Annotated in this window: 20 protein-coding genes; 13 read left to right on the top strand and 7 right to left on the bottom strand. The window is 66.0% G+C overall.

What is annotated here, in order from left to right:
• The first annotated feature begins 55 nt into the window (after positions 1–55).
• The 6 genes from zwf to EO245_RS05055 all read left to right on the top strand — a co-directional run bounded on the left by zwf (position 56) and on the right by EO245_RS05055 (position 8459).
• Positions 56–1495 (top strand): glucose-6-phosphate dehydrogenase, encoded by a 1440-nt coding sequence (gene zwf / locus EO245_RS05080; protein WP_128891905.1) that lies wholly within the window; start codon positions 56–58, stop codon positions 1493–1495.
• Positions 1488–3299: a phosphogluconate dehydratase gene (gene edd / locus EO245_RS05075; RefSeq protein WP_128891904.1), complete on the top strand. Its 1812-nt coding sequence runs from the start codon at positions 1488–1490 to the stop codon at positions 3297–3299. Before zwf ends, edd begins: the two co-directional genes overlap by 8 nt.
• Entirely contained in the window at positions 3299–4276 is a 978-nt protein-coding gene (locus EO245_RS05070) for a glucokinase (RefSeq protein WP_128893468.1), read from the top strand. Before edd ends, EO245_RS05070 begins: the two co-directional genes overlap by 1 nt.
• Positions 4273–4887 carry a bifunctional 4-hydroxy-2-oxoglutarate aldolase/2-dehydro-3-deoxy-phosphogluconate aldolase gene (gene eda / locus EO245_RS05065; protein ID WP_128891903.1) on the top strand — a complete coding sequence of 205 codons (615 nt, stop codon included), beginning with the start codon at positions 4273–4275 and terminating at the stop codon, positions 4885–4887. Before EO245_RS05070 ends, eda begins: the two co-directional genes overlap by 4 nt.
• Complete coding sequence (locus EO245_RS05060) at positions 4884–7655, top strand: phosphoenolpyruvate carboxylase (RefSeq protein WP_128891902.1); 2772 nt, start codon at positions 4884–4886, stop codon at positions 7653–7655. Before eda ends, EO245_RS05060 begins: the two co-directional genes overlap by 4 nt.
• Before the next feature lie 102 nt (positions 7656–7757).
• On the top strand, positions 7758–8459 hold the full coding sequence (locus EO245_RS05055) for a L,D-transpeptidase family protein (protein WP_128891901.1): 702 nt from the start codon (positions 7758–7760) through the stop codon (positions 8457–8459).
• On the opposite strand, the gene tilS is transcribed toward EO245_RS05055, so the two are convergent.
• The 5 genes from tilS to EO245_RS05030 all read right to left on the bottom strand — a co-directional run bounded on the left by tilS (position 8460) and on the right by EO245_RS05030 (position 13983).
• On the bottom strand, positions 8460–9377 hold the full coding sequence (gene tilS / locus EO245_RS05050) for a tRNA lysidine(34) synthetase TilS (RefSeq protein ID WP_255416963.1): 918 nt from the start codon (positions 9375–9377) through the stop codon (positions 8460–8462).
• A gap of 58 nt (positions 9378–9435) precedes the next feature.
• A complete protein-coding gene (locus tag EO245_RS05045) occupies positions 9436–10380 on the bottom strand; it encodes a tol-pal system YbgF family protein (RefSeq protein ID WP_128891899.1) in 945 nt (314 codons plus the stop codon).
• Between the two features lie 147 nt (positions 10381–10527).
• Positions 10528–11352, bottom strand: a complete 825-nt coding sequence (locus EO245_RS05040; protein WP_128891898.1) for a helix-turn-helix domain-containing protein — start codon at positions 11350–11352, stop codon at positions 10528–10530.
• A gap of 132 nt (positions 11353–11484) precedes the next feature.
• Complete coding sequence (gene ptsP, locus EO245_RS05035) at positions 11485–13755, bottom strand: phosphoenolpyruvate--protein phosphotransferase (RefSeq protein WP_128891897.1); 2271 nt, start codon at positions 13753–13755, stop codon at positions 11485–11487.
• Between the two features lie 72 nt (positions 13756–13827).
• On the bottom strand, positions 13828–13983 hold the full coding sequence (locus tag EO245_RS05030) for a YdcH family protein (protein WP_128891896.1): 156 nt from the start codon (positions 13981–13983) through the stop codon (positions 13828–13830).
• Between the two features lie 172 nt (positions 13984–14155).
• Between EO245_RS05030 and EO245_RS05025 the strand changes: the two genes are divergently transcribed.
• The gene (locus tag EO245_RS05025) at positions 14156–14353 is read left to right on the top strand and encodes a YdcH family protein (protein ID WP_128891895.1); all 198 of its coding nucleotides are present in this window, start codon (positions 14156–14158) and stop codon (positions 14351–14353) included.
• Positions 14354–14644: 291 nt separating this feature from the next.
• A complete protein-coding gene (locus tag EO245_RS05020) occupies positions 14645–15109 on the top strand; it encodes a DUF1465 family protein (protein ID WP_128891894.1) in 465 nt (154 codons plus the stop codon).
• Positions 15110–15112: 3 nt separating this feature from the next.
• Here EO245_RS05020 and EO245_RS05015 read toward each other — a convergent pair whose 3' ends face one another.
• Positions 15113–16585 (bottom strand): glycerol kinase, encoded by a 1473-nt coding sequence (locus EO245_RS05015; RefSeq protein WP_128891893.1) that lies wholly within the window; start codon positions 16583–16585, stop codon positions 15113–15115.
• 137 nt (positions 16586–16722) lie between these two features.
• Between EO245_RS05015 and EO245_RS05010 the strand changes: the two genes are divergently transcribed.
• The 5 genes from EO245_RS05010 to EO245_RS04990 all read left to right on the top strand — a co-directional run bounded on the left by EO245_RS05010 (position 16723) and on the right by EO245_RS04990 (position 21558).
• On the top strand, positions 16723–17595 hold the full coding sequence (locus EO245_RS05010) for an MBL fold metallo-hydrolase (RefSeq protein WP_128891892.1): 873 nt from the start codon (positions 16723–16725) through the stop codon (positions 17593–17595).
• Positions 17580–18281: a DUF4230 domain-containing protein gene (locus EO245_RS05005; protein WP_128891891.1), complete on the top strand. Its 702-nt coding sequence runs from the start codon at positions 17580–17582 to the stop codon at positions 18279–18281. The genes EO245_RS05010 and EO245_RS05005 overlap by 16 nt, the downstream gene beginning before the upstream one ends.
• A gap of 80 nt (positions 18282–18361) precedes the next feature.
• Positions 18362–19135 (top strand): hypothetical protein, encoded by a 774-nt coding sequence (locus EO245_RS05000; protein ID WP_128891890.1) that lies wholly within the window; start codon positions 18362–18364, stop codon positions 19133–19135.
• Positions 19136–19200: 65 nt separating this feature from the next.
• A complete protein-coding gene (gene nadA / locus EO245_RS04995; protein ID WP_128891889.1) occupies positions 19201–20187 on the top strand; it encodes a quinolinate synthase NadA in 987 nt (328 codons plus the stop codon).
• A 36-nt stretch (positions 20188–20223) separates the two neighbouring features.
• Positions 20224–21558 (top strand): DUF2254 domain-containing protein, encoded by a 1335-nt coding sequence (locus EO245_RS04990; RefSeq protein ID WP_128891888.1) that lies wholly within the window; start codon positions 20224–20226, stop codon positions 21556–21558.
• Here EO245_RS04990 and EO245_RS04985 read toward each other — a convergent pair.
• Positions 21555–22409 carry a DMT family transporter gene (locus tag EO245_RS04985; protein WP_234026968.1) on the bottom strand — a complete coding sequence of 285 codons (855 nt, stop codon included), beginning with the start codon at positions 22407–22409 and terminating at the stop codon, positions 21555–21557. The genes EO245_RS04990 and EO245_RS04985 overlap by 4 nt on opposite strands.
• Positions 22410–22521: the final 112 nt, after the last annotated feature.

Genomic DNA, 22521 nt, shown 5'->3' with positions numbered 1-22521 from the left:
AGCCGAGCGGCTTGCTAGGTAGGCTGCGCGGCAAACCAAGGGGAGACGCCAGCGCATGAGTTTCACTGCCGACCGCCTGCTGCTTTTCGGCGCCACTGGCGACCTTGCGCAGCGCATGCTGCTGCCCAGCCTGTGCGCGCTCCATGCGGACGAGCTGATCGATCCCGACCTGAAGATCATCGGCACCGCCCGGACTGAGATGAACGACGGCGAATTCCGCGAATTCGCTCGCGAGGCGCTGGAGAAATTCCTGCCGGCGGAACGCCGCGGCGGCATGGCCGGCTTCCTCAACCGGCTGAGCTACCAGCCGCTCGATGCGACCACGCTGGAAGGCTACAATGCACTCGCGGAAAAGGTCGGCCCGACCGACAAGGGCCTCGCCATCTTCCTCTCGACCGCGCCCAGCCTGTTCGAGCCGACAATCCGCGGCCTGCAGCATGCCGGGCTCGACGGCGAAACGGTGCGCATGTGCCTCGAAAAGCCGCTCGGCACCGATCTCGGCACCTCGTGCGAGATCAACGATGCGGTCGCTGCCGCCTATCCGGAGGAGCGCACTTTCCGGATCGACCATTATCTCGGCAAGGAGACGGTGCAGAACCTCCTTGCGCTGCGCTTCGCCAATTTGATGTTCGAGCCGCTGTGGAACGCCGCTTGCATCGACCATGTCCAGATCACCGTCGCGGAAACCGTCGGCCTCGAAGGTCGCGTTGCCTTCTACGACGATGCAGGCGCACTGCGGGACATGGTGCAGAACCACATGCTGCAGCTCCTCGCGCTCGTGGCGATGGAGCCGCCTTCAGACTATGAAGCGACCGCCATCCGCGACGAGAAGGTCAAGGTCCTGCGCTCGCTCCGCCCGGTCGGCGAAGGCGAGACCGTGACCGGCCAGTACCGCGCCGGCGCAATCGGCGGACAGGCCGTTCCCGGCTATGACGAGGAGCTCGGCAAGGACAGCGACACCGAGACTTTCGTTGCGATCAAGGCGCATGTCGACAACTGGCGCTGGAAGGGCGTGCCCTTCTACCTGCGCACGGGCAAGCGCCTGCCCGAGCGCGTGACCGAAATCGTCGTCCAGTTCCGCTGCGTCCCGCACTCGATCTTCGCCGGCAAGGGCGCGACGATGCAGCCGAACCGGCTCGTCATCGGCATCCAGCCGGAAGAGAACATCACCCTGTCGCTGATGGCGAAGGTGCCCGGCCTCGACCGCGAGGGCATTCGCCTGCGGCAGGTTCCGCTCAACATCGCCATGCCCGACGCCTTCGTCGGCCAGCACCGCCGTATCGCCTACGAACGGCTGCTGCTCGACCTGATCGAAGGCGACCAGACGCTGTTCGTCCGCCGCGACGAGGTGGAGGCGCAGTGGGAATGGGTCGATGCGATCCGCGCAGGTTGGGACGCGCAGGGCATGACACCGAAGACCTATACCTCCGGCAGCTGGGGCCCGAGCGCCGCCATCGCCCTCGCCGAACGCGACGGAGTCACCTGGCATGAGTAAGCTCCACGATACCATCCACCGCGTGACCCAGCGCGTGATCGAGAATTCTCGCGGCAGCCGCGCGGCCTATCTCGAACTGATGCAGCGGGAGGCGGATAACCAGCCCGACCGCGCGCAAGTGTCCTGCTCCAACCTCGCCCATGCTTATGCCGGCGCGCTGGAGGACCAGGAGGCGCTCAAGGCCAACCGCGGCGCGAACATCGGCATCGTCAGTGCCTATAACGACATGCTTTCGGCGCATCAGCCCTATGGCCGCTATCCCGAGCGGCTGAAGATCTATGCGCGGGAAGTCGGCGCAACCGCGCAGGTCGCGGGCGCAACGCCTGCGATGTGCGATGGCGTGACGCAGGGCGAGACCGGCATGGAGCTGTCGCTCTTCAGCCGCGACGTGATCGCACTCAGCACCGGCGTCGCGCTCAGCCACGCGATGTACGACGGCGTACTGATGCTCGGCATTTGCGACAAGATCGTGCCGGGCCTCCTGATGGGCGCGCTGCGCTATGGCCATTTGCCGACGATCTTCGTGCCGAGCGGACCGATGCCCTCGGGCGTCTCGAACAAGGAAAAGCAGCGCGTCCGCCAGCTCTATGCGGAAGGCAAGGCGACCCGCGCGGAGCTGCTCGAAAGCGAGCTCGGCTCGTACCACTCGCCCGGCACCTGCACCTTCTACGGCACTGCGAACTCCAACCAGATGATGATGGAGATGATGGGCCTGCACGTGCCCGGCGCCGCCTTCATCCAGCCGGGCACCAAGCTGCGCCAGGCGCTCGACCGCGAAGCGGTGCACCGCGTTGCCGCCATCGGTCGCGGCGGCAACGACTACCGCCCGCTCGGCAAATGCGTCGACGAAAAGGCGATTATCAACGCGGCGATCGGCCTGCTCGCCACCGGCGGATCGACCAATCACGCGATCCACATCCCGGCGATGGCCCGCGCGGCCGGTGTCCAGTTCGACTGGAGCGACCTTGCCGAGCTGTCGAGCGCTGTTCCGCTGCTGGCGCGGGTCTATCCGAACGGCGCGGGCGACGTGAACCATTTCCACGACGCCGGCGGCATGGGCTACGTCATCGGCGAACTGCTCGAAGCGGGCCTCGCGCACCGCGACGTGCTGACCGTCGGGCCGAGCGACCTTGCCGCCTATGCGCAGGAACCGGGCCTCGATGGCGAGGCTCTGACCTGGCGCGAGATCGGCGAGAGCGGCGATGCGGAAATGCTCCGCCCGGCCAGCGCCCCGTTCCAGAGCGATGGCGGCATGCGCCTCGTCCAGGGCAATCTCGGGCGCGCATGTTTCAAGTCCTCCGCCGTCGAGCGCGAGCGCTGGACCATCGAGGCACCCTGCCGCGTGTTCGAGGACCAGCCATCTGTCGCAGAGGCCTTCCGCAAGGGCGAGCTCGACAAGGACGTCGTGGTCGTCGTGCGTTTCCAGGGCCCGCGCGCCAATGGCATGCCCGAACTGCACAAGCTCACCCCGCCGCTCGGCGTGCTGCAGGACCGCGGCTACCGCGTTGCGCTCGTCACAGATGGCCGCATGTCGGGCGCCAGCGGCAAGGTACCTGCGGCGATCCATTGCACGCCCGAGGCGCTCGGCGGCGGCCCGCTTGCCAGGCTGCGCGACGGCGACGTGGTCAAGGTCTGCGCCCTCACGGGAGAGCTTTCGACCACCGCCGATCTCGACAGCCGCGAAGCCGCGCCCGATCCGCGCGACGAACCCGGCTTCGGTCGCGAGCTGTTTGCCATGATGCGCATGCATGCCGACAGCGCGGAGCGCGGCGGTTCGGCCATGCTGGCGACGGCGGGCCTATGATGGAGCTTGTTGCGGTCGATATCGGCGGCACCCATGCCCGCTTCGCCATCGCGACGATCGGCGATGACGGCGCGATCGAACTCGGCGAACCCGTCACCCTGCACACCGACGATCATGCGAGTTTCCAGACCGCGTGGGAGGATTTCCGCGACCGGCAGGGAGGGACCCTGCCCCCGCGCGTTGCCATGGCAGTTGCCGGGCCGGTCAAGCAGGACGTCATCCGTTTCACCAACAACCCGTGGATCATCCGCCCTCCGCTGATCGCCGAGAAGCTCGGTTGCGAGGCGCATTGCATCGTCAACGATTTCGAGGCGGTCGCCCATGCCGCCGCGCGCGCGCCGAACGAGCAATTCATCCACCTCGCCGGGCCGAAGCAGGATTTGCCCGCGAGCGGCACGATCAGCGTCCTCGGCCCCGGCACGGGCCTCGGCGTGGCGCATTTCTGGCGCGATGGCGAAGGTCATTACCGCGTGCAGGCGACCGAGGGCGGGCACGGCGACTTCGCCCCGCTCGATTCCATCGAGGACGCAATCCTTGCCCGGCTGCGCAAGCGCCATACCCGCGTATCGGACGAGCGCGTCGTCTCCGGCCCCGCCATCGTCGACATCTACCACACGCTCGCCGCGATGGAGGGGCGCGCAACGAAAGACGTTGACGATATCGAGATCTGGACCAAGGGGACCGCGGGAGAAGACAGCCTCGCCGCGGCTGCCGTCGACCGGTTCTGCCTCGCGCTCGGATCGGTCGCGGGCGACATCGCGCTCATCCAGGGAGCGAAGGGCGTCGTGATCGCCGGCGGGCTCGGCTACCGCATCCGCGAAACGCTGCTCAAGTCCGGCTTCGAAGACCGTTTCTGCGCCAAGGGGCGCTTCTCGAACCTGATGGCGAGCCTGCCCGTCAAACTCATCGTGCACCCGCAGCCGGGCCTCTACGGCGCGGCCGCGGCATTTGCCCTGCATCACGGAGACAATGCGTGACCGATATCGACACCATCATGCGCACCGCGCCGGTCATCCCGGTGATCGTGATCGACGACCTCGACCACGCCGTTCCGCTGGCCGAGGCGCTGGTCGCAGGCGGCCTGCGCGTCCTCGAAGTCACGCTGCGCACGCAGGCGGCCCTGCCCGCGATCGCCGCGATGAAGGACGTGCCCGGCGCGATCGTCGGTGCAGGCACGGTCATCAACCAGGAGCAGATGGAAGACGTGATCGAGGCGGGCGCCGAGTTCATCGTCTCGCCCGGCCTTACCGAACCGCTCGCGCGCTCGGCTATCCGCCACAACATCGCCTTCCTGCCCGGCATCGCCAATGCGGGCGACATCATGCGCGGGCTCGACCTTGGCCTGACGCATTTCAAGTTCTTCCCGGCCATGGCTGCCGGCGGCCTTCCTGCGCTGAAGGCGCTCGCCGCGCCCTTCGGCCAGTGCCGTTTCTGCCCGACGGGCGGTATCTCCGAAGCGAATGCCGCGGAATGGCTCGCCTTCGATCCGGTGCTGTGCGTCGGCGGAAGCTGGGTCGCGCCCAAGGGCAAGCCCGACAAGGCCGCCATCGAAAAGCTCGCCCGCGAAGCGATGGACCTGCGCCCATGACCGATGTCGCGACGCTCACCGAACGCCTGCAGGAACTGCACCAGCGCACGCGCGAGACGCCGCTGTTCAATCCGGTCTTCCAGCTCTCGCTCGACCTGTCGCGCGATCTCGAAGCGGGTCGCCTGACCCTCGACCAGGTCGAGAACCTCGTACGCGAGCTGGAATGCAATTCGCTCACCAGCCGGGCCGACCGGCTGCGGCGCAACCTGTCGCCCGTCGCTCCGGCGCAGAACGATGCGGCGATTGCCGAGCTCTGCGAGGGCGAGGACTTCGAGACCTTCCGCGCCGAATGGGAACGGCCGAGCCTCCACGCGGTCTTTACAGCCCACCCGACCTTTCTTCTCACGCCCGAGCAGAGCGAAGCCGTCGCCGAGGCGGCGAGCAGCGAAAGCGAAGAGGCGCATTGCATCACCGGCGCGGAACGCCCGGCGATAACGCTCGACTACGAACATGGCCGCGCGATGCGCGCCATTGCCCATGCGCAGGACGCGCGCGACCGGATCGTCGGCAAGACACTCGCTCAGGCGGCGAGCAAGTGGCCGGACGAGTGGCGCAAGCTCGCCCCGCTCCCGTTCCGTTTCGCAAGCTGGGTTGGCTACGACATGGACGGGCGAACCGACATCAAGTGGTTCGATTCCATCGGTTTCCGCCTCGCCGAGAAGGCCGAACGCCTGACGCGGTACTGCAATTCTCTCGAAGCGATCGACGACGACCACCCGCTGCTGGCCGAAATCACCGCCGCACGCGACTATGCGCAGGAACGCGCCGACGATTTCGCCGCCGACCTGAGCGACCCGGCCGCACTCTCCGTCGCAGCCAATCGCCTGACCGCGAACGATCCGCGCAAGCTGCTCAGCCTTTCGCGCTATATCAATGCGCTCGAAAGCGAAGCTGCCGAAGCAGGCGATGACCGCGCCGTAGCGCTCAAGACGCTCGCCGCCGCGATGCGCGCCGATGGTCTCGGGATGGGCTGGATCCATTTCCGGGTGAACTCGAGCCAGCTGCACAATGCCATCCGCCGCCGGATCGAACCGGACAATACGCTCGACCTCGCAAGCCAAAGCGCCATCGCGACGCTGCGCGAGCTGCTGACGAATGTGAAACCGCTGCGCTCCAATTTCGCGGCGCTCGCGATCGAGAGCAGCACCGCGATCCGCCAGTTCCTCGCGATGGCGCAAATCCTGCACCATATCGACGGCGACGCACCGATCCGCATGCTGATCGCCGAGTGCGAGCAGCCCTCGACCATCCTAGCCGCGCTCTATTTCGCCAAGCTCTTCGGTATCGAGGACAAGGTCGATGTCTCGCCGCTGTTCGAAACCGAGAGCGCGCTGGAACACGGCGGGCGTTTCCTCGACGCATTGCTCGCCGAAGAAATCTACCGCGACTACGCCCGCCAGCGGGGCCGCGTCTGTATCCAGACCGGCTTCTCGGACGCGGGCCGCTTCGTCGGCCAGATTCCGGCCAGTCTCGCCATCGAGCGCCTGCAGGGCCGCCTCGCTGAAGCGATGGTCGCCAACGAGTTGACCGATGTCGCGGCGCTGATCTTCAACACCCACGGCGAGAGCATGGGCCGCGGCGCGCATCCTGGCGGGTTCGAGGACCGGCTGGCCTGGCCGCTCAGCCCGTGGGCGCGCAGGCGGTTCGCGCGGGCCGGCATAAGGCTCGAACCGGAAGTCAGCTTCCAGGGCGGCGACGGTTACCTGCATTTCGCGACGCCCGAACTCGCGCAGGCGACGCTCACGCGGATTGCGGTGCTCGACCCGTCCTCGACCGATGTCGATGCGCCGACCGACCCGTTCTATCGCCGCACCGATTTGAGCCTCGATTTCTACCGGGCTATCCGCAAGCACCAGCGCGAGCATCTGGAGAGCCAGACCTACAGCCGCGCGCTGACCGCCTTCGGGCTCGGCCTGCTCAATTCGACCGGCAGCCGCGTCTCGCGCCGTCAGAGCGACCTGTCCGCCGACCGCGACATGAACCTGCGCCAGATCCGCGCGATCCCGCATAATGCGATCCTGCAGCAGCTCGGCTACCCGGTGAACATCATTTCCGGCATCGGCAGCGCGGCGGATGGCAATTACGAAGAGCTGGCCGAGCTCATCAAGGAAAGCGAGCGCGGGCGGCAGCTGATCCGGCTGGTTCGCGCGTCCAACCAGCTCGCCAGCATCAAGACCGTCGCCGCTTTCGGCGAGCTGTTCAATTCGGCCTACTGGGCGAGCCGCCCCTATCGCGGCACGGAAACGCACCTGTCCGACGCGTGCGAGACCTTGGCCGAGTATCTCACCAAGGACGACCGGACCGGCGTGTTCCGGCGCCTCGCCTCGCGCCTGCGGGTCGATGCGCTCAAGCTCCACCGGCTGCTCGACCTGCTGCCCGACGAGGCACCGCTCGACAACCGCGAGACCGTGCGGCGCTCGATCGGGGTCGCACAGGCGCTGCGCCTCGCCCTGCTCCAGCACATGTTCATCAAGGCGGTGTCGATCCCGGCCTTCAGCCGCGCCAACGACATCAGCCGCGACGACGTGCTGGAAATGGTCTTCACCCTGCGGATCGACGATGCACTCGCCCAGCTGCGCCGCGCCTATCCGACGAGCTTCCCCAAGCTCGGCGATTTCGCGGTGGACGAGCCGAGCGACTATCCCGACGGTTCGGGCGAAGGCTACGCGGCCATCCAGCGCGACTACATCGATCCGCTCGAGCGCTCCTACGGCCTTACGCTGCGGCTCGGCACGGCCATCGCCAACGAATTCGGCGCGCACGGCTAGGCGTCCCCGGCGCGTTAACCTCTTGGCTTGCGCTGTTTCGCAACGGGACGCCGGGCTCTCGCAGACTCGCCAGAATCGCCGGAAAAGCGCATATCTGCGCGCATGAACTCGATGGTGACATGGATCGGCGGCGCAACGGCCGCACTCGTGCTGGTCTTCAGCGGCGCTTCGCTCGCGGGGGCCATGATGGACGGCGACGGCGACACCTCCGCCGAAGCGAAGAGCATCGAACAGGCGATCCCGGTCGATCCGGCGGCGGTCGAGAAATCGGCAGACCCTGAATTCGTCACCGAAGAAGTCGTCCAGCCGCTCCCCGAAAAGGAAGCCGAGCCGAAGGACGAGCGCTTCGTCGTGAAGCGCATCCTCGATATCGACGGCCCGATCAAATATGGCGACTGGTACTGGGATACCGAGGGCGTGCCGGAAGGCCCGCTGGTCATCACCGTCGATCTCGATGCGCGCGTGATTTCGATTTTCCGCGACGGATACGAAATCGGCGCGGCGGCAGCGATGCTCGGCACCGACGATCATCCGACGCCGCTCGGCACCTTCCCGATCCTGACCAAGGAACGGCACAATGTGTCGGAGAAATACGGCAATGCGCCGATGCCCTGGACGCTGCGCCTGACATGGGACGGCATCGCCATCCACGGCGGCAGCGAAGTCGAGAACGGCTATGCCAGCCACGGCTGCATCGCGATCCCCGACGAGCTTGCCAGCCGCCTGTTCGCCATCGCCAAGAAGGGCGACAAGGTCATCATCACCCGTGGCGAGACCATGGGCATGGGCGACGAGATTATCTGATCAGCCGGTCTTGCGCGGCGGTTCGGGTTCGAACCGCCAACGCCGGCTTCCCGCTCCGTCGTTTTCGACCCGGGCGATGATCCCGGCCAGGTTCGCGCCCTCACCAGCTTCGAGCCGTTCGAGCAGGCGAGCCAGCTCCGATCCGCGCGGCTGCCCTCCGAAGTTCTCGAACACACGGGCCAGCACACGCAGCGCCACTGCGCGAAGGCCGATGGGCGCGACCAAGATCGCGTCCCCATCACGCTGCGCCGCTTCGACCCAGGCAAGCTCGGCGAAGTGATCGAGCGCCTCGTCGGCATCCGCAAGATTGGCCGCGGAGCGCGCAAGCGCGACCGGGTCGAGCCAGTCGGCGCCTTCGATAGCTTTACGGATGCGCACGCGGTCGAAGCGTTCGTCGCTATTGCTGGCATCCTCGGCGGGATTGATGCCGGCAGCTGCGACGACGGACTGGAGTTCGGCCCTGCGGAAACCGAGCAGTGGACGCAGGACGGCCAAGTCGCCCGCACCAACGGCGAAGCTGCCGGATGCACGTACACCGGCTAGCCCTGCGACACCGCTTCCGCGGTTGAGCCGCATGAGTAGGGTTTCGGCCTGGTCGTCCGCATGGTGCGCGGTCAGGATCGCCCGGAGGTCATTCTCGCGCGACCAGTCCGCCAGCGCCTGATAACGCGCGAGGCGCGCCTGCGACTGGAGATTGCCGCCTTCGACCTCGACCTCGAGCGTCCGGTGCGGGACGCCGGTCATCTCGCAATATCGGGCGACCGAGCGGGCCTCGTCGGCATTTTCGGGACGCAGGCCGTGATCGACAGTCGCCACCTGGAAGCAGTCAGGGATCGAAGCCTGAGCGAGGACCAGCATGGCCATGCTGTCAGGCCCGCCCGATACGGCGAGCCCGACTTTTCCGTCGCCGGACCACAGCCGGCCGAGATCCCGCCGGAAGCGGTCTAGCAGCTCCGGATCGAGATCGGCCGGCGTATCAATCGCAGTCCACCTTGCGCAAATTGGCCTGGTATTCGTCCGACAGGCGCCCCGAGGCCACGGCCGGATAGGTCTCGCCGAATTCGGCCAGGGCGATACAGGCGCGGCGTTCGTCCTTCATCGCGATCATCGCTTCGGCGAGATAGAGCAGGCTGTCGGGCGCACGGCGCGCGTTCTTGTCGGCCTGGTAGTTGCGCAGGAACCACGGCGCGGCCTCGGCAGGCTTGCCATCGTCGAGATAGGCGCGGCCCAGCAGGTTGCGGCCATAGGTCGTGCGCGAGTGGTTCGGATACTTCTCGACGAACAGCGTCAGCTGCTGCTGAGCTTCGGGATAGAAGCCGGCATTCCACAGGCGGAAGCCGTAGGAATATTCGTCGTCGCCCGGATCGTCGGTCTGCGGCTTTGCAATTTCCGATACCGCAGCGAGGCGCTCGGCCGTAGGGCCGGCCGGTTCTGCCGAAGCGGTAGTCGCAGCCTGCCCGCCGGTCATGGCGGAGAGATTGCTTTGCGAGGCGCTCGAGCCGGTCGCTTCACTGGCTTCGGTTCCGCTCGAAGTCGCGCCGCGCGTGCTGCCGCCATTCTCGAGGGCGACGAGCCGATTGGTCAGCTGCATGATCGCGTTGGAGTTCTCCTCGGTCTGCGCGGTCAGCCCGGCAAGTTGGGATTCCAGCGCATCGAGGCGCACGAGGATGTCGGTCACGGCAGTCGTCGAGGGCGCAGTGCCGGTGGTGGAGCCGGTCCGCTGCGCAGCAGTGATTTCCGGCTCGAAGAAGCGGCCGTCGCCGCCCGGGAATACCTTGCGCTGAAGCGCGCGCACTTCGGATTCGAGCTTGCGGATACGCGCATCGGCACCCTCGTCCTGCGCGAGAGCCGGCATGCTCGTGCCCGCGACGGCGAAAGCGGCGAGGCCCGCGATTACAAAGCGGCTCGTTCGGCTGATCATTGCTGTACTAGCTCCTGTCCCTTCATGCGGCATTTGGATGCGCAAAAAGCTGGCATGCGCCAGCCGAACGCGCGCTGAATGCACGCGCAGAATCCTGCCCCACGATATTTTGCTTGTCGAGGCGACCTTGCCCCAAATCGGTGGAGATTACTCGGTAGCCGGCGTCGCGGGCGTATCCGCGCGGGCGAGCAATGCGGCGGCATTGACCGGCGCATCGCCCACGGTCGTTGGCTGGTCCGAAAGCTTGGCGACTTCCCTTCCGCCGATGGTTATCGCCAGCGCGTCGGGCCGGCCGGTGTTGATGCGCGGATCGTTCGCATCGGCGGGAATGGCGAATGTCTCGCCCCGCGCGAGCACTTTTTCGAGCAGACGGTCGCCGTCGCTTTCGTAGAAGCGGACCCAGACGTTGTCCTCCAGCGCGGTGAAAACGACCTGGCCCGAGGCATCCGCGGGCGCGGCTGCCGTGCGAACCTCGCCCTCGTCTTCCGAGGCGACAGGTGCCGCCTCGACCGCTTCCTCGTCCTCCAGGATCGAGCCCGGACCCGCGCCGGGGAAGACCCTGTCGCCGAAGAAGGCGATCAGCCCGGCGAACAGCAGGATGACGGCAAAGGCACTGAACCAGGCGAGGCCCCGGCTCGGAACGCGAGCGGGATCGCCCGGCTCGAATTTCGAGACATGCGTTTCGCGCTGCTGGGTATCCTGCGCCAGTTCCGCGCGAACCCCGTCGAGGATGACATGCTCGTCCAGGCCGAGTTCGCGCGCATAGGTGCGCGAGAACCCGATCGCATAGGCCCGCGAAGGCAGTTCGGCGAACCCGCCGGCTTCCAGTGTTTCGAGGTGGCGGCGCGGAATACGCGTTTCCTGCGCCATATCGTCGAGCGACTTGCCCTGCGCTTCACGCGCGTGTCGCAGCTGGTCCCCCGCCCCTTCGAGCGGCAGCTGCTCTTCAACCAATTCTTCCGTATTCGACATATGTCCAAGCGACCCTATACTTGTTTTTCGCCAAGACAATCGCGTCGCGCTTTCGCTGTCAAGCCGCAGAACTCCGCGGTTTGCGGCATTTCCGACGAAGCGGTTTTGCCGCAGGATGAAGCTTGGCGAAAACTAATCGATCGCAATGCCGCGCTCTTCCGCCCACGCCCGCATCGTCGCGCGCATGTCTTCCGGCGGGCTTGAGAGCCAGCGATTCATCGCTTCGGTAATTTCGTTGAGATCGACCTGCCGCACCAGCTCCTTGATCGGGCCGACCGACACCGGGGTGATGGACAGGCGGCGGAAGCCAAGGCCGAGCAGCGCCAGCGCTTCCAGCTGGCGCCCGCCCATCTCGCCGCATACGCCAAGCTCGACCGGCTGGCCGATGGTCGACTGTGCGATGCGCCGCATGAAGCGCAGGATGCCGGGGCTGAGCCAGTCGTAGCGCTCTGCCAGCTTCGGGTTGGCCCGGTCGGCAGCGAACAGGAACTGCGTCAGGTCATTGGTGCCGACCGACAGGAAAGACAGGCGCGGGATCAGCAGGTCGAGCACTTCGGCAAGCGCCGGGACTTCGAGCATTGCTCCATACTGGATCTGTTCGGGCAGGATGCGCTTCTGCTTGCGCAGGAAGGCGAGCTGGTCCTCGAATACCTGCTTGGCCGCGTCGAATTCCCACGGCTCGCTGACCATGGGGAACATGACGTAGAGCGAGCGGCCCGAGGCCGCCTCGAGCAAGGCGCGTGCCTGCGCCTTCAGCAGCCCTTCGCGTTCGAGCGCGAGGCGCAGCGCGCGCCAGCCCATCGCGGGGTTCTCGTCATGCTCGGCCTCGTCCGAATTGAGATAGGGCACCGCCTTGTCGCCGCCGATATCGACCGTACGGAAGATGACCGGCTTGTCCCCCGCCGCATCGAGCACGTCGCGGTAGAGGCGCAGCTGGCGCTCGCGCTGCGGCAGCGTGGCCGATACGAGGAACTGGAACTCGGTGCGGAACAGGCCGATGCCGTCCGCGCCGACGAGGTTGAGGTTCGAAATATCGTCGCGCAGCCCGGCGTTCATCAGCACCTGTATGCGCGTGCCGCAGCGGGTGAACGGCTCGACATCGCGCAGCTCCGCATAGCTCGCCTGCTTCTCGCGCGTTTTCGCAAAGCGCATGTCGAAAGCATCGGCCACTGCCTGTGCGGGACGGATGTTGGCCATCCCCTTGTCGCAGTCGAGCAGGACCTCGTCGCCTTCGAACAGGATGCCGCGAAGCCCGCGAGCGCGGCCGAGCACCGGGATGCCCATCGCCCGCGCAACGATCACCACGTGTGCAGTGAGCGAGCCCTCTTCCAGGATGACGCCCTTCAGGCGCCTGCGGTCGTATTCGAGCAGCTCGGCCGGGCCGAGGTTCTTGGCGATCAGGATCGTATCGCGCCGCAAGCCCTGCGTAGCCGCGGTGCCCAGCTGGCCCGAGACGATGCGAAGCAGGCGGTTGGAGAGATCCTCCAGATCGTGCATCCGGTCGGCCAGCAGCGGGTCGTCGATCTCGCGCATGCGCATGCGGGTGCGCTGCTGGACGCGCTCGATCGCCGCCTCGGCCGTCAGCCCGCTGTCGATCGCTTCGTTGATGCGCCGCGACCAGCCTTCGTCGTAGGCGAACATCTTGTAGGTCTGCAGGACCTCTTCATGCTCGCCGCCGACGCCGAATTCGGCCTGCTGCGAAAGGCCGTCGATCTGGTCGCGCATCTTGTCGAACGCGCGGTAGACGCGCTGGCGCTCGGCCTCGGTGTCGTCGGCCATGACCTGGTCGATGGTGATGCGCGGCTGGTGGAACACGGCATAGCCGCTCGCCAGCCCCTTCACGAGCGAGAGGCCGGTGATGGTCACCGGGCCGGACTGCTGCTCGCTGCGCCCGCGCGCTTCTTCCTCGTCGACCAGTTCGGCGTTGGCGATCAGCTCGGACAGGACCATCGCGGTCGTCTGCAACGCCTCGACTTCGACGTCCTCGTAGCGGCGCGGGTCGACATGCTGGACGCACAGCACACCGACCGAGCGTTCGCGGTAGACGATCGGGACGCCGGCGAAGCTGTGGAACTTCTCCTCGCCCGTTTCGGGGCGATACTGGAAGTCCGGGTGCGCCTTCGCCTCGGCAAGGTTGAGCGTTTCGACCTTGTCGGCGATCGTGCCGGTCAGCCCTTCGCCGAGCGCCAGGCGGGTAACGTGCACCGCTTCCTTGTTGAGGCCGCGCGTCGCGAACAGCTCGAGCATGCCCTCGCGCAGGAGGTAGATCGAGCACACCTCGCTATCGAGCGATTCGCCGATAATCTCCACCACGCGGTCGAGCTTGCCCTGCGCATGCATGCGCGAGGCCATGACCTCGTGAAGCTGTGTGAGGATCGAACGTGCGGCGGCTGCGGCTGTCATGCGCGCAGCCTATAGCACACGGCCTCAAATGGAAGCGGGGAATGCGTCAGATGCGACGCCGGAGCTTTCGGCTCAATGCGCTGAAAGCTCTTCCTTAATTCGAAGCTTGCGCTTCTTGAGCATCTGGATCGTCGCATCGTCAGGAGCCGGCCGGTTCATTTCCTCGCGAAGCTGGGCTTCGATATTGGCATGTTTGGATTTCAGCGCGCTGACATGGGACGATACCATCTGGCTCTCCTTCATTGGGTGCGACCCCAGGGGAGCGACTCGTCCGAGCGCGGACGAACCGCGAATTGCCAACAAACCACAATATTGATGCCTTGCGAAGTCCCCACGAACTCCTAAGCGGTAACTGCGCGCAAAGACGCGACGAGTCGCATGCGATGGCAGGAGGGAACCGGTGAACGAGTTGGAGCTGCGCAAGAAGCTCGCGCTGCTGCGTACCGAGCATCGCGACCTCGACGCCGCCATCACCGCGCTGCGCGAGTCCGGCTCAACCGACCAGCTCCAGATCGCCCGGCTCAAGAAGCGAAAGCTGATGCTGAAAGACCAGATCGCGATCATCGAAGACCAGCTTCTGCCCGATATCATCGCGTAGTTTTGTTGCGCCTCAGGCGCCGGCGTTCGCATCCGCTCACTTGGCTTTCGCGGCATTAGCCGCGGCGCGCAGTCGCGCTTGCACTCGTCTTCGGCTCGCGTTCGGCACCGAACGGCGAGTAAAACGAGCCGCAAGGGCGACCGCCCGCCCGCAGGCGCCCGTAGCGAAGCGGAGGAACAGCGCCTGCGGCACACAAAAACTGTACCGCTGCGGGACAGTCCCGAAACGAGTCACAATTCTGTCCACAGGCTGCTGGCGCTCGCGAATCGGGAGGCGTAGCGAAGAATGGACATGGCGATACCGACCGACATCAGCGAACCCATCATCGAGGCGCTTTACACCGAAGCGCTGGTGCTCGCCGATGAGGCACGCCAGGTGTTCGACCTGGCGCCGGTCGATGCGCATGATCCGGAAGCCGACCATGTCCGCTTGGCGCTATCGGTCGAAGGCCTGCGCACGACGACGCGCGTGATGCATATCCTTGCTTGGCTGCTCAACCACCGCGCCTATTTCAACGGCGAGATGACCGAGTTGCAGCTGCGCCGCCACAGCAAGCTACCGCCCGACAGGGAATCCGACCGCGCGAACCTTGCCGTGCTCGAATATCCGACGCGCGAGTTGATCCACGATAGCGAGCGGCTGCATGCCCGCGTCGCGCGGCTCGATGCGGCCTGGCGCGACGGGTTCGAAATGCGCCCCTCGGCCGTCCACCGCCTGCGCGACCGGATCGACCGGAGCTTTGCCGCCCGGGGTTGAGCCCTAGGCCGCCGAAAGCGCCTTTCTCCACGCAGCAAGGCGGCTCGCCCGCACTTCGCCCGGCATGTCGGGGGCGAACGTTCCGACATTCCCGCGCATCGCATCGCTTGCGCTCGCCAGGTCGGCATGCATCCCGCAGCCGACCGCAGCCAGCATCGCTGCGCCGAGCGCGGTCGTCTCGACGAAGTCAGGCCGCTCGACCGGCAGGCCGAGCAGGTTGGCGATATCCTGCGCCATCCAGTCGTTGGCGCTCATCCCGCCGTCGATCTTGAGCGAGGTCCACTCCGCCCCGTCGGCGGCAAAGGCCTCGGCGAGGTCGAAGGTCTGGTGCGCCATCGCCTCGAGCGCGGCACGGGCGATTTCCGCCCTCCCCGTACTGAAGCTCAAGCCGGCGATCACACCGCGCGCCTCGGGCTGCCAGTGCGGCGCGCCGAGGCCGGAAAGCGCAGGAACGATGACCACCCCGCCGCTCGTCTCGATCGAGCGGGCCAGCGTCTCGGTTTCCGCAGCGGTGCCGAGCAGGCCGAGCGAATCCCGCAGCCACTGGACGAGGCTACCCGCGACGAAGACCGAACCTTCGAGCGCATAGGTCCGCTCGCCGCCCTGCTGCATCAGCACGGTTCCGAGCAGGCGGTGCGAGGATTGCGGCACGTCCTGCCCCTTGTTGGCGAGGATGAAGGCGCCGGTGCCGTAAGTCGCCTTGGTCTCGCCCGGGGTCAGGCACCCCTGCCCGATGGTCGCCGACTGCTGGTCGCCAACCAGCCCGCAGATCGGGATGCGAGCGCCGAACAGCTCCTTCAGCGTCTCGCCGAAATTGCCCGAAGTATCGACCACCTCGCCTAGCGCGCCACGCGGCACCTCGAACAGCTCGCACAGCCCCTCGTCGAATTTCGCGCCTGCCAGCGGCAGCAGCAGCGTGCGGCTCGCATTGCTGGCATCGCTGATGAAGGTGCCGCCAGTCAGCTTGAAGACCAGCCAGCTTTCGATCGTGCCGAGCGCGAGCGTGCCCTTCTTCGCGGCTGCCGCAACCGCCGGTTCGTTCTCGACCAGCCAGCGCATCTTGGTGCCGGAAAAATAGGGATCGAGCAGCAGGCCGGTCTCCTCCTGCACGCGCGGCTCGTGGCCGCCCTTGCGCAGCCGGTCGCAGAAATCGGCGGTGCGCCGGTCCTGCCAGACGAGCGCCCGAGCCAGCGGTTCGCCGGTGGTCCTGTCCCACGCGACGACCGTCTCGCGCTGGTTGGTGATCCCGATTGCGGCGATCCTCTCGGCCCCGCCTGCTTTCGCGACCATTTCGCGGGCGCAGGCGAGCGTGCGGTGCCAGATCTCCGTCGGATCGTGCTCGACGCGGCCCGGCGCGGGGTAATGCTGGGTCAGTTCCTGCTGCGCGCTGCCATGCGGCTTGCCATCCGCTCCGAACAGCATCGCGCGGGTCGAGGTCGTCCCCTCGTCGAGCACCAGCAACATCTTGTCGGACATTCAATCCTCTCCGTTTCCCAACGCCTTCCTAGTCGGTCGCCTCCCAACCGCAAGACGCGCAGGCGAGGAAAGCGTAAGGAGCGCATGCGAACGCTGGCGCTTGAGGCGCAATCAAAACAACTTCATAGGGGACGCCTATGGTTGAAGTACCGCCCCAACCCTGGCCCGTTGGCAAGGCCGAGCAGCCCGAGCCGCTCGTGCGGCGCATCCTCGCGCCCAATCCCTCGCCCTACACCTACACCGGGACGCAGACCTATCTCGTCGGTAGCGAGGACGAAGTGGCGGTGATCGATCCGGGGCCGGACGATCCCGAGCATATCGACGCGATCCTCGAGGCTATCGGCGATGCCAGGCTGGTTGCGATCATGTGCACCCACACGCACCGCGATCATTCTCCTGCCGCGAAGCCGCTGGCGAAGAAAACCAGCGCGCCGGTGGTCGGCTGCGCCCCGCTCGCCATTCCTGACGACGGCCCGCGCTCCGACGCACCATTCGACCGCACTTACGAGCCCGACCGCGTGCTCGAGGATGGCGAGGCGATGACCGGCCGCGGCTGGACGCTGCGCGCTGTCGCGACGCCCGGCCACACGTCGAACCACCTGTGTTTCGCGCTGGAGGAAAGCGGCGCGCTGTTCACCGGCGACCACGTGATGGGCTGGTCGACCAGCGTCGTCGTGCCGCCCGATGGCGACATGGGCGACTACATGAAGAGCCTCGAGAAGCTCTACGCGCGCGAAGATCGGGTCTATTATTCGGCTCACGGCGCACCAATCGAAAAGCCGCGCCAGCTCGTGCGCGGGATGATCGGCCATCGGCGCCAGCGCGAAAACCAGATCATGCGCATCCTCGGCGAACAGCCGCATGCGATCAAGGAAATGGTCCCGCGCATGTACAAGGGGCTCGACCCGCGGCTGGAGGATGCGGCGGGCATGTCGGTCAAGGCGCACCTGCTCGATCTGGAACGGCGCGGGCTCGTCATTCGTTCGGGGGACACATGGCAGACGATGTAAAGACAGCAGAGACCAGCGCGGAGACGCTGGTGCCCAAGGCCGAACGGCCCAAACCGCTCGCCCGCGTACAGGCGGTTCCGTGGCTGATCGTCATCCTCCTGTTCGCACTGTGCGCATGGCTCGCGTGGAAGGCCTTCGGCCCCAGCGAGCTCGACGGCGACCCGATCGCGACCTCGCTGGTCGCCTTCGAGGAACAGAACGCCCTCAACGTGTTCACTGCCCAGCTCGCCCCTGTCGTATCGAGCGAGGACAGCCGCCTGTTCGGCGCGATCAAGAGCCGCCAGATCGCGGTCATCCCGGCGCGGGTGAATTATTCGATCGATTTGTCGCGCATGAGCGAGCGGCGACTGAACTGGGACGCGGAAGAGCAGGTGTTGTCCGTCCAGTTGCCGCCGGTTCGCATCGGCACGCCCAATCTCGACGAGGCCGAAGCGCAGTACCTGCGCGAAGGCGTGTGGATCAGCCGAGATGCGCAGGACAGCCTCACCCGCGCGAATACGCGGCAGGCCGAACAGCAGGCGATGGAGCAGGCGGCGAACCCTTCGCTGCTGAAACTCGCCCGCGATGCCGGCCGCAGCGCTGTGGCGCAGAACCTCGCCATCCCGCTGCAGGTGGCAGGCTTCGGCGACGTCACGGTCCGGGTGACCTATGACGACGACCGCTCGGACGGGACCGAGGCACAGTAAGCCTGTCGGAAAAATCCAAGCGCGGACCCGCGTTTCTCGACTAACCCCCTAATACGAAACGGTTAGGGGGAGACCGACTGATGGCCACATTGGCTGGCGCCGCGGATCTCGCGCATCGTGAGGCGCGCTTTTTCTTCATCATGGCGCTGCTCATGGCGGCGACGACGGTCGGCGGTTTTGCGCTGATGGCGGCGATGGGCGTCTCGAGTTTCGAGCGGCCGGTGCTCTACCATGTCCACGCGCTTGTGTTCCTGTCGTGGGTGGCGCTCTATGTCGGCCAGAACGCGCTCATCTTCCGCGGCAATATCGCGCTCCACCGTCGCATGGGAAAGCTCTCGCTGCTGCTCATCCCGACCATGGTGATCCTGGCCGTTTGGCTGACCTTCACCACGTTGCGCGTCCTAGGCGGACCGCCGTTCTTCGGGCAGGCCGAATTCCTGTTCGTGAACCTGGCCCACATCGCGGCCTTCGCCATCCTTGCAGGTTACGCTCTTGCCAAGCGGCGCGAGACCGACTGGCACCGGCGGCTGATGTTCGGCGCCATGGCCACGGTCGGCTCGCCCGGCCTTGCCCGCCTGCTGCCGCTGCCATTGACGATCCCCTATACTTTCACGGTCGTCTTCATCGCTGCCGCCCTCTTCCCGATTATCGGGATGATCGCCGACAAGAGGCTCCACGGCAGCGTGCACCGCGCCTGGCTGTGGACGCTGGTCGTGCCTTTCGCGGCGCTTGCCATCGGCGAAATCGTCGCGAGCACCGATTGGGCGCAGGATTACACCGCAGCCCATGTCGCCGGATATCCGGGCGGCGAGCGTCCGGCAGAGGCGTTCGTTCCGCCCGACTTCGGTGTGTGACAGCAAATCTGCCTTGATCGCAGGCCTTTCGCCCGCCATGTCGGCGCCAAGCGAAAGGAACGCCAATGACTGTCGAAACCGCCCTGCCCACCGGTGAAGACCTGCTCGCCGAGATCAATCGGCTGCGCAAGGAGCGCAACGCGGTCATCCTGGCGCATTACTACCAGAAGCCGCAGATCCAGGACCTGGCCGATTTCGTCGGCGACAGCCTCGAGCTGAGCCGCAAGGCGGCCGAGACGGATGCCGATGTGATCGCGTTCTGCGGCGTGAAATTCATGGCCGAAACGGCCAAGATCCTCAGCCCGGAAAAGATCGTCGTCCTGCCCGACATGGACGCAGGCTGCAGCCTCGAGGATTCCTGCCCGCCGGAGAAGTTCAAGGCTTTCCGCGAAGCGCATCCCGACCACATTGCGCTGACCTACATCAACTGCTCGACCGAGGTGAAAGCGCTTTCGGACGTGATCGTCACCTCGTCCAGTGCAGAGACGATCCTGCAGCAGATCCCGGAAGACCAGAAGATCATCTTCGGCCCCGACCGGCATCTCGGCGGGTATCTCTCGCGCAAGTTCAATCGCGAAATGCTGCTCTGGCCGGGCGTGTGCATCGTGCACGAGGCTTTCAGCGAGACCGAGCTGCTCAAGCTGAAGGAAGAATATCCCGATGCTCCGATCGCGGCGCATCCGGAATGCCCGCCGACGATCATCGACCATGCCGATTATGTCGGCTCGACCAGCGGCATCCTGCAATTCGCCAAGACCTTCCCGGGCGACACGCTGATCGTGGCGACCGAGCCGCACATCATCCACCAGATGGAAAAAGCGCTGCCGGAAAAGAACTTCATCGGCGCACCGGGTGCGGACGGCAACTGCTCGTGCAACATCTGTCCCTATATGGCGCTCAACACGCTCGAGAAGCTCTACGTATGCCTGCGCGACCTCGAACCGCGCATCGAGATCGAGGAAGGCCTGCGCCTAAAGGCCAAGCAGAGCCTCGACCGGATGCTCGAAATGGCCAGCGGGACGATCGGCAAGGGCGACCTCGGCAAGGTCTGACGGGCACTCAATCGCGGTTTCGCGCGTTGGAGCCGCATGACTGCTGAAATCCGCTGGTTCTGGGCGCGTCTGAACGCGAACTACTGGTTCTATCCGGCCCTGTTTTCGATTCTCGCCGCGCTGCTTGCGCTGGCGATGATCTGGCTCGACCGCAGCGGCTTTGCCGAGTTCCTCAACGACGTGAACTGGATCGTGCCATCGCGGCCCAAGGGCGCGGCGGACATGCTCACCGTGATGGCGGGTAGCATGATCGGGGTCGCATCGACGGTCTTTTCGATAACGCTCGTCGCCGTGACCTATGCCAGCGGCAACTATGGCCCGCGCCTGCTGACCAATTTCCTCGAGGATCGCGGCAACCAGCTCAGCCTCGCGACCTTCATCGGCAGCTTCGTCTATGCGCTCATCGTGCTGCGCAGCGTGCGCGCGGAAGACGAGACGCCGGCCACCGGCGCCGAGGCCGCCTCGACGGCGCTCCCCGGCTTCGTGCCGCAGCTCTCGCTCCTCGTCGCCTATGCGCTGATGGCGATCTGCGTCGCTGTGCTGGTGTTCTTCCTCAACCACATTCCGTCGAGCATCCGCATCAACAAGGTGCTGCAAGGCATCGGCACCCGCCTGCTCGACGCGATCCGCGAGACCTATCCGGTGGAGGACGAGTTTTCGGATGCTCGCGAGCAGGTCGCAGGCGAAACGCTGACCGCCTGGGGCACCGGCTATGTCCAGATGATCGACTTCGAGGACCTGGCGACGGCTGCCCGCAATTGCGGTTGCACTTTCTCGCTCAAGGTCCGCACCGGCGATTTCGTCCACCGCGATTTGCCGCTGATGGAGATCAAAGGCTGCAAGCCCGAAGATATCGAGGACCGGGTGCGCCAGTGCTTCACCCTCGGCCCGACGCGCACCCCGGAGCAGGACCCGCAGTTCCTCATCGATGAGCTGGTAGAGATCGGGCTGCGCGCGCTTTCACCGGGCATCAACGATCCCTTCACCGCGATCACCGCGCTTCACTGGCTCGGCGCGGCAACCTCTGAAATCGGTCGGCGCGACTTGCGCAAGGATATCTGCGGCAAGGAAGACGAGGAGTGCCCGGTCATCCCGCTGCCGGACAATTTCGAACATTATCTCAAGCGCGGTTTCGGCTCGATCCGCAGCGCGGTGGCAAGCTCGCCCATCGCGGCCGAGGTCATGCTCGACACGATCGCCCATGCAGCGCTCCCCATCAGGGACGAGCGCCGCCAGCGCATGCTGCGCGAAGAAGGACGTCTGCTGGCCGAGCAGGCGCGCGAAATCCTAGTCGGCCCGGACCTCGCCCGGTTCGAGGCACAGTCCGGCCGGTTCGACCGGAACTTCTGGGACGACGCAACTGCGGACTAGTCCTTCGCGAGGGCAGGAGCCGGATTGCGTGCCTGTCCCATCCGCGCGATCACCAGCGCGCCGCCGAGCAGCATCATCCCGAAGATATCGAGCGGCAGCAGCACCTCGCCGAAGATCCAGTAGCCGTATAGCGCCGCGACTGCCGGCTGCGTGAGCAGCGCCAAGCCGATAACCAGCGGCGGGAAGTGCCTGAGGGAGAAGACCAGCAGCCCCTGCCCGACCAGCTGGCTGAGGAACGAGAGCACGATCAGCGGCGTCCAGTCGGTCGGCCAGATCGGCTCGCCATTGATCGTCGCGAGGATCAGCAGGACGGGACAGGCGAATATGCTCACCCACACCAGCAAGCTCCACGCGCCGATTTCCTTGCGCGCATCCTGCAGGGTGAGCAGGTAGACCGCGTAGAACAATCCGGCTGCAAGGCAGAAGAAATCGCCGATCAGCGTGCCGGTGCTGATCTCCAGGCTGCGGCCCATCAGGATGGCAGCGCCTGCAAGCGCCGAGACGATCGCCAGCAAGTCGAGCCCGCGCGGCAAAATGCGTGCGAGGATGAAACCCCAGAACAGCAGCACGATGCTGCCCGCATTGCCGAACAGCGTCGCATTGCCGAGGCGGGTGCGCTCGATCCCGATGTGCCAGCTCGACAGGTCGAGCGCGAATGCGACCGAGCCGAGCGCGACCAGCATCAGCGTCTTTCTCGGAATGCCGCCGAGCTTCTGCCCGGTGCCCCATGCAAGCAGGGCGAGGAACGGGAGCGCGAGTGCCAGGCGCCAGAAGGCGGCGCTTACCGGGCCGCTGTCCGCCAGCCGCACCGACCAGGGACCGAGCGCAAGCGCAACATTTCCTGCCAGCAAGGCAAGCAGAAATGGCCATGTGGCCCGCTTGGATTCGTCCCCCTCCATCCCACCTGCCCATAGACCCGCCGCAGGGGGAGGCGAAGCGAAAGCTTGCTCTTGCCCACGGCCG

The sequence above is a fragment of the Erythrobacter sp. HKB08 genome, assembly GCF_004114695.1.
Classification (GTDB): Bacteria; Pseudomonadota; Alphaproteobacteria; order Sphingomonadales; family Sphingomonadaceae; genus Parerythrobacter_A.
Note: the sequence above shows the minus strand (reverse complement) of the source record. Positions and strands in the feature narration are given on the sequence as shown.

What these genes read in the sequence shown, in the direction of transcription:
- zwf (WP_128891905.1), top strand. Translation starts at nt 56, where the DNA reads ATGAGTTTCACTGCCGACCGCCTGCTGCTTTTCGGCGCCACTGGCGAC.
- edd (WP_128891904.1), top strand. Translation starts at nt 1,488, where the DNA reads ATGAGTAAGCTCCACGATACCATCCACCGCGTGACCCAGCGCGTGATC.
- EO245_RS05070 (WP_128893468.1), top strand. Translation starts at nt 3,299, where the DNA reads ATGGAGCTTGTTGCGGTCGATATCGGCGGCACCCATGCCCGCTTCGCC.
- EO245_RS05060 (WP_128891902.1), top strand. Translation starts at nt 4,884, where the DNA reads ATGACCGATGTCGCGACGCTCACCGAACGCCTGCAGGAACTGCACCAG.
- EO245_RS05055 (WP_128891901.1), top strand. Translation starts at nt 7,758, where the DNA reads ATGAACTCGATGGTGACATGGATCGGCGGCGCAACGGCCGCACTCGTG.
- EO245_RS05045 (WP_128891899.1), bottom strand. Translation starts at nt 10,380, where the DNA reads ATGATCAGCCGAACGAGCCGCTTTGTAATCGCGGGCCTCGCCGCTTTC.
- EO245_RS05040 (WP_128891898.1), bottom strand. Translation starts at nt 11,352, where the DNA reads ATGTCGAATACGGAAGAATTGGTTGAAGAGCAGCTGCCGCTCGAAGGG.
- ptsP (WP_128891897.1), bottom strand. Translation starts at nt 13,755, where the DNA reads ATGACAGCCGCAGCCGCCGCACGTTCGATCCTCACACAGCTTCACGAG.
- EO245_RS05030 (WP_128891896.1), bottom strand. Translation starts at nt 13,983, where the DNA reads ATGGTATCGTCCCATGTCAGCGCGCTGAAATCCAAACATGCCAATATC.
- EO245_RS05020 (WP_128891894.1), top strand. Translation starts at nt 14,645, where the DNA reads ATGGCGATACCGACCGACATCAGCGAACCCATCATCGAGGCGCTTTAC.
- EO245_RS05015 (WP_128891893.1), bottom strand. Translation starts at nt 16,585, where the DNA reads ATGTCCGACAAGATGTTGCTGGTGCTCGACGAGGGGACGACCTCGACC.
- EO245_RS05010 (WP_128891892.1), top strand. Translation starts at nt 16,723, where the DNA reads ATGGTTGAAGTACCGCCCCAACCCTGGCCCGTTGGCAAGGCCGAGCAG.
- EO245_RS05005 (WP_128891891.1), top strand. Translation starts at nt 17,580, where the DNA reads ATGGCAGACGATGTAAAGACAGCAGAGACCAGCGCGGAGACGCTGGTG.
- EO245_RS05000 (WP_128891890.1), top strand. Translation starts at nt 18,362, where the DNA reads ATGGCCACATTGGCTGGCGCCGCGGATCTCGCGCATCGTGAGGCGCGC.
- nadA (WP_128891889.1), top strand. Translation starts at nt 19,201, where the DNA reads ATGACTGTCGAAACCGCCCTGCCCACCGGTGAAGACCTGCTCGCCGAG.
- EO245_RS04990 (WP_128891888.1), top strand. Translation starts at nt 20,224, where the DNA reads ATGACTGCTGAAATCCGCTGGTTCTGGGCGCGTCTGAACGCGAACTAC.